The sequence below is a fragment of the Methylobacterium variabile genome (genome assembly GCF_001043975.1).
Taxonomy (GTDB): domain Bacteria; phylum Pseudomonadota; class Alphaproteobacteria; order Rhizobiales; family Beijerinckiaceae; genus Methylobacterium; species Methylobacterium variabile.
The window spans coordinates 1-1528 of record NZ_LABY01000371.1 but is presented as its reverse complement, the minus strand read 5'-3'; the positions used below and the strand labels follow the sequence as shown (position 1 = coordinate 1528).

3 protein-coding genes are annotated in these 1528 nt (G+C 70.6%); all 3 read right to left on the bottom strand.

Features of this window, described 5'->3' with window-relative positions; translation table 11 throughout:
• Positions 1-72: 72 nt before the first annotated feature.
• Entirely contained in the window at positions 73-402 is a 330-nt protein-coding gene (locus tag VQ02_RS33115) for an HPr family phosphocarrier protein (RefSeq protein ID WP_048448523.1), read from the bottom strand.
• A 165-nt stretch (positions 403-567) separates the two neighbouring features.
• Positions 568-969 (bottom strand): PTS sugar transporter subunit IIA, encoded by a 402-nt coding sequence (locus VQ02_RS33110; RefSeq protein ID WP_048448522.1) that lies wholly within the window; start codon positions 967-969, stop codon positions 568-570.
• An 88-nt stretch (positions 970-1057) separates the two neighbouring features.
• The coding region (locus VQ02_RS33105; protein ID WP_245239925.1) for an HPr kinase/phosphorylase at positions 1058-1528 on the bottom strand (471 nt) is incomplete at its 5' end.

Here is a 1528-nt window from a genome sequence, read left to right as displayed (position 1 = left end):
GCGAAGGCGCGAGGGTATCAATCGGATTTCGCACAAGCCTCCCGGCGAGCCCGCCGGATCACCCGCGGGCCGCTACTCGTCCTCGCCGAAGCGGTTCGCCAGCAGGGCGGAGATCGCCTCCATGCAGGCGTCCTGATCGGGCCCGAGGGCGGTGACCCGGATGCTGGTGCCCTGGGCGGCCCCGAGGGTGAGCAGGCCCATGATCGAGCGGCCGCCCACCGTCTCGCCGCCCCGGCTCACCGTGACCTCCGACTTGAAGCGCTCCACCGTCTGCACGAACTTGGCGGAGGCCCGGGCGTGCAGGCCGCGGCGGTTGATGATCGGAAGGTCGCGGGCGCTGGCGCCCTCCGGAACCGGCGGAAGCTCGCCGTCCTCGTCGTCTGTGTCGGCAAAGGGCGTCATCGGCAAGGGCACCTGCTCGGAACCGGTGGGACCGGCGGCTGCCCGTCGTCCGGCTCTCGCGCGCGTCAGGGGAATCGGCCCGATACGGTAACCGGGCCGTCACGGAAACCTAGAGCGGAGGATGCCGAAGGGGAGGGGGCCGCGCCGCGCGCCTTCGTGCCCGCCTTACTTGCCGGCCAGGACGCGCGAGGCGACGTTGATGTACTTGCGGCCGGCCTCCTGAGCGTGGAGCACCGCCTCGCTCAAGGTTTCCTCGTCGCGCACGCTGGCGAGCTTGATCAGCATCGGCAGGTTGATGCCGGCGACCACCTCGACCGAGCCGCCGTTCATGCAGGAGAGGGCGAGGTTCGAGGGCGTTCCGCCGAACATGTCGGTGAGCACGACGACGCCGTCCCCGGAGTTCACCCGGCACACCGCCGACATGATGTCCTTGCGCCGGACCTCCATGTCGTCCTCGGGGCCGATGGTGATCGTCTCGAGCTGCTCCTGCGGCCCCACGACGTGCTCGAGCGCGGCCTTGAATTCCGTCGCGAGCAGGCCGTGGGTGACGAGCACCATTCCAATCATCGACACGAGTTCCGACGCCCCGTTGGAGCCGAGCCGCCATTTTGTGCAGCGCAAAGGCGAGCGCAAGAGCAATGCGGCGAAATCCGCATCATTCGGTCATCATCATGACACGGAGGCGGCGCCAACGCCACAACGCTGTGCTGGCCCGCCCGGGATCCGGCGACAGGATCATCCTGGGCAGCGCCACCCCCTGGAGAAGAACCATCCCCTCCGCCCGCGTCGGCATCCGCGGGGCGGCCCCGGCGAGGTCGACGACGAGGCGCACGACCGCCGAAGGCACCGTCGCGTCAACGGCTTGCAGGCCGAGGCCGCGGACCTCGAGGAGCCCGGCGAGGGCCGGATGGGGAGCGGCCAGCAGGCGCCCGTGCCGCTGCGTCAGGGCCACGCGGTCGTCGCCCACGAGGGCCGCGAAGACGCCCGATATAGCGCCGAGGGCCAGGAGGTCACGCACCAGGGTCGATTTGCCGCTCCCCGCCGCGCCGCGGATCAGGATCCCGTCCTCCCCCAGGACGATGCAGCTCGCGTGGACGGCGCGGGTCACGCGAGCTGCATCGTCCTG